The organism is Amycolatopsis sp. SID8362 (assembly GCF_010550475.1).
Lineage (GTDB): Bacteria > Actinomycetota > Actinomycetes > Mycobacteriales > Pseudonocardiaceae > Amycolatopsis > Amycolatopsis eburnea.
This window is the reverse complement of the sequence record NZ_JAAGNB010000504.1, coordinates 1-3,939: the sequence shown is the minus strand read 5'-3', so window position 1 is coordinate 3,939 and position 3,939 is coordinate 1. Positions and strand designations below refer to the sequence as shown.

At 72.3% G+C, this 3,939-nt stretch carries 3 protein-coding genes and 2 pseudogenes; 1 reads left to right on the top strand and 4 read right to left on the bottom strand.

Features of this window, described 5'->3' with window-relative positions; translation table 11 throughout:
• Window positions 1-434, top strand: a pseudogene (locus G3I65_RS16140) (hypothetical protein); the annotation flags it as partial.
• Here G3I65_RS16140 and G3I65_RS16135 read toward each other — a convergent pair.
• From G3I65_RS16135 to G3I65_RS16120, 4 genes and pseudogenes are all read right to left on the bottom strand, one after another.
• A complete protein-coding gene (locus tag G3I65_RS16135; protein WP_160696843.1) occupies window positions 431-1,168 on the bottom strand; it encodes a hypothetical protein in 738 nt (245 codons plus the stop codon). The pseudogene G3I65_RS16140 and the gene G3I65_RS16135 sit on opposite strands and share 4 nt — an antisense overlap.
• A 25-nt stretch (window positions 1,169-1,193) precedes the next feature.
• Window positions 1,194-2,753: a bifunctional phosphoribosylaminoimidazolecarboxamide formyltransferase/IMP cyclohydrolase gene (purH, locus tag G3I65_RS16130; protein ID WP_160696842.1), complete on the bottom strand. Its 1,560-nt coding sequence runs from the start codon at window positions 2,751-2,753 to the stop codon at window positions 1,194-1,196.
• The gene (purN, locus tag G3I65_RS16125; protein ID WP_160696841.1) at window positions 2,743-3,360 is read right to left on the bottom strand and encodes a phosphoribosylglycinamide formyltransferase; all 618 of its coding nucleotides are present in this window, start codon (window positions 3,358-3,360) and stop codon (window positions 2,743-2,745) included. Before purN ends, purH begins: the two co-directional genes overlap by 11 nt.
• Before the next feature lie 77 nt (window positions 3,361-3,437).
• Window positions 3,438-3,939, bottom strand: a pseudogene (locus G3I65_RS16120) (hypothetical protein); the annotation flags it as partial.

Sequence of the window (3,939 nt, the reverse complement as noted above, 5' to 3'; positions counted from 1 at the left end):
CCGCGGGCGGCTGCCAGGACAAGGTGCCCGCCGAGCTGCGGCTGACCACGTCCGAGCCGGTCGCGGACCGGACCGTGATCCTCAACGCCGACACCGGCAACGCCTGGCACAAGCTCGGTGCCGGCTGGGGCCACTGCGACCGCCAGGGCACCTGCGCGCCGCCCGCCGACCACTGCGACCCCGCGTGGATCGGCGCCGCGGTGTCCGCCGCGGGGGCCGAAAGCGCCGGGACCACCCGCGCCTGCGACCCGGCCTGGCTGGTCGTCGACTTGCTGGTGAAGCAGACCGAAGCGCCGTCACGCACCGCCTTCCGCTGGAGCGACGGCGGCTGGACGTCGTTCGCGCAGACGAAGACCGCGGGCTGCGCGGACATCCGGGCGGCCGAGCCGAAGTTCCCGGTCGCGCTCTGCAAGGCGCTGCCCGCGCCCGCCTAGCGCGGCAGCTTCTTGACGACCTCGGCGCCGACCGCCTTCACGGCCGCGTCGGACTCCTCCTGCGGCATCGGCGAGTTCGAGAAGAACCCCTTGTCCCAGCCGGAAACCTCGACCGTGACGAGGTTCGTGCCGGCGAGCACGTGCAGCTCGGCGCCGCTGAACGCGCTCTTGGTGACCAGGCGGACCAGCGCCGCCTTGTCGCCGATGCCGGGCACGTCGATCGGCGCGCCCTCCGGCTTCGGCGACAGGTAGTTGTCCTTCGCCTGCCGCTTCGCGTCTTCGCCGGAGTACTCGACGACGCGGACGTTCAGGGTGGCGTCCCGGACGTTCTCGTCCGGACCCGGCTTGAAGCCGCAGCCGATCTGCTTCAAGCCCGGCAACGTTTCGCTGCTGCCCGGGTTGCCCCCGACGTAGCTCGGGTACCCGGCCTTTTCCAGCACCTGCGCCGGGATCGAGCACTCCGCGGCCGGCGGCGACGAGCTCGGCGCCTTGCCCGTGCTCGCGAAGTAGTCGCTCGCGAAGATGCCGAGCGGGATGCCCGCGCCGAGCAGCACGACGACGCCGCCGATGATCCCGAAGACCAGCCCGGTGCGCTTCTTCTTCGGCGGCTGCATCGGCCCGCCGTAGCCGGGCGGCGGATAGCCCTGCTGCGGCGGGTAACCCGGGTACCCGGGCTGCTGCGGATAGCCCGGGTACCCCTGCTGACCCTGTCCGTACTGCGGCGGTTGCTGCATCGAGCCCTCCCTCTCGAAGCCCGGGTCAGTGCGCGAAGTGGCGCGTCCCCGTCAGGTACATGGTGACGCCCGCCTTCTCCGCGGCCGCGATGACTTCGGCGTCGCGGACCGACCCGCCGGGCTGCACGATCGCGCGGACACCCGCCTCGACCAGCACCTCCAGGCCGTCCGGGAACGGGAAGAACGCGTCCGACGCGCCGACCGAGCCCTTGGCCCGGTCCCCCGCCCGCGACACCGCGAGCCGCGAGGAGTCGACGCGGTTGACCTGGCCCATGCCGACGCCGACGGTCGCGCCGTCGGCGGCCAGCAGGATCGCGTTCGACTTGACCGCGCGCAGCGAGCGCCACGCGAACTCGAGGTCGCGCAGGGTCTGCTCGTCGGCCGGGGCGCCGGTGGCGAGCTGCCACGACGCCGGGTTGTCGCCCGGGGCGTCGATCGCGTCGGCGGTCTGCAGCAGCACGCCGCCGGAGATCGGGCGGAACTCGATCGACGACGCCGGGGCCGCGGGCAGTTTGAGCAGCCGGATGTTCTTCTTGCGCTGCAGGATTTCCAGCGCTTCGGCGTCGAAGTCCGGGGCCAGCACGACCTCGGTGAAGACCTTCTCGATCTGCTCGGCCGCCTCGCGGGTGACCGGCCGGTTCGTCGCGATGACGCCGCCGTAGGCCGAAACCGGGTCGCACGCGTGCGCCTTGCGGTGCGCCTCGGCGACGTCCGCGCCGACCGCGATGCCGCACGGGTTGGCGTGCTTGATGATCGCGACGGCGGGCTCGGCGAAGTCGAACGCGGCGCGGCGCGCGGCGTCGGTGTCGACGTAGTTGTTGTAGGACATGGCCTTGCCGTGCAACTGCTCGGCGTGCGCCAGGCCCGGGCGGTCGCTCTTGTACAGCGCGGCCTTCTGGTGCGGGTTCTCGCCGTAGCGCAGGACGTCGGCGCGTTCCCAGGTGGCGCCGAGGAAGTCCGGGAAGCCGGCGTCGTCCGCGGGCGCGTACGCGCTGGCGAACCACGAAGCGACGGCCGTGTCGTACGCCGCCGTGTGCGCGTACGCCCGGGCCGCGAGCCGCTTGCGGTCCTCGAAGTCGAAGCCGCCGTCGGCGACGCGCTCGACCACCCAGCCGTAGCGGGCCGGGTCGACGACGACCGCGACGCTGCCGTGGTTCTTCGCCGCCGCGCGGACCATGGCCGGGCCGCCGATGTCGATGTTCTCGACGCAGTCCTCGGCGCTCGCGCCGGACGCGACGGTCTGCGCGAACGGGTACAGGTTCACGACCAGCAGGTCGAACGCCGCGATGTCCAGCTTGCGCAGCTGCTCGACGTGGTCGGGGTTGCCCTGGTCGGCCAGCAGGCCGGCGTGCACGCGCGGGTGCAGCGTCTTGACGCGCCCGTCCAGCGACTCGGGGAAGCCGGTGACCTCTTCGACCGGCGTGACCGGGACCCCCGCGTCGGCGATGGTCTTCGCCGTGCCGCCGGTGGAGACGATCTCGACGCCGGCCGCGTGCAGGCCGGTCGCGAGGTCCAGGAGGCCCGCCTTGTCCGAGACGCCGATCAGCGCCCGGCGGACCGGGCGCCGTCCCAGGTCAGTGCTCACGAAATGTCACCTTTCGTCCGTCCACGGTGCAGCCACCGCGGCCGAGTCGCTCGATCGTTTCCACCAGCAGCCTGCGTTCCACGGCCTTGATCCGTTCGTGCAGGACGTCTTCGGTGTCGTCGTGCTCCACGACGACGGCTTCCTGGGCGATGATCGGCCCGGTGTCGACCCCCGCGTCCGCGAAGTGCACCGTCGAGCCGGTGACCTTGACGCCGGCTTCGAGTGCGTCGCGGACCGCGTGCATCCCGGGGAACGACGGGAGCAGCGCCGGGTGCGTGTTGACCACCGTGAAGCGGCCGAGGAACTGCTCGCCGAGGATCTTCATGAACCCGGCGGAGACGACGAGGTCGGGCTGGTACGCCGCGACGGCCTCGGTCAGCGCCTTGTCCCAGGCGGCGCGGTCGGGGTGGTCGGCGACCCGGACGGTGAACGCCGGGACGCTGAGGCGCTCGGCGCGGGTGAGGGCTTCGATGCCGGTGCGGTCGGCGCCGACGGCGACGACCTTGGCCGGGAAGCCGGACCGGCCGGTGGCGTCCAGCACCGCCTGCAGGAGGGTGCCGGAGCCCGACGCGAGCACGACGAGCTTCACCGGAGTGGGCAGCTCCAACCGTTGAGACAGAGCGGGCTCCTTGCCGCGGGCGGTGCGCAGCCGGGCGCACGGCGCTTCACCAGGTCGCGTCAACCCTAACGGTCGGTCTCGTCCGGCTCGACGTCGCCGCAGGTCTCGGTGCCTCCGGTCACAGCTTCGTCCGGCTCGGCGTCACTTTCACGTGAAAGCTCCGCTTCTTCGCCGGCGTCGCTTTCACGTGAAAGTGACGCGTCCTCGCCGGGCTCTTCGTCGGGTTCGTCCTCTTCGGAGGGTTCCAGGTCTTCGACCGCTTCGGCCGCTTCTTCGACGTCGACCTCGTCGGCGTCTTCGAAGGCTTCGTTTTCTTCGAGCGCCTCCGGCGGCGGCGCGGGCGGCTCGTGCTCGCCCGTGAAGAACGCGACGAACGACCCCGGGATGACGATCCAGCAGAACGCGACGACGGACGCGACCCCCACCGGCACGCTCACCGGGTCGAACGGGCCGTCGCCGAGCCGTCCGCCGGACAGCGTGCCGAGCAGGACGCAGCCGAGCGCGACGACCGCGCCGGCCACCGCGACCGCGCGGATGCGCTGCGCCGGGTCGGCGTCGACCTTGCGC

What these genes read in the sequence shown, in the direction of transcription:
- G3I65_RS16135 (WP_160696843.1), bottom strand. Translation starts at nt 1,168, where the DNA reads ATGCAGCAACCGCCGCAGTACGGACAGGGTCAGCAGGGGTACCCGGGC.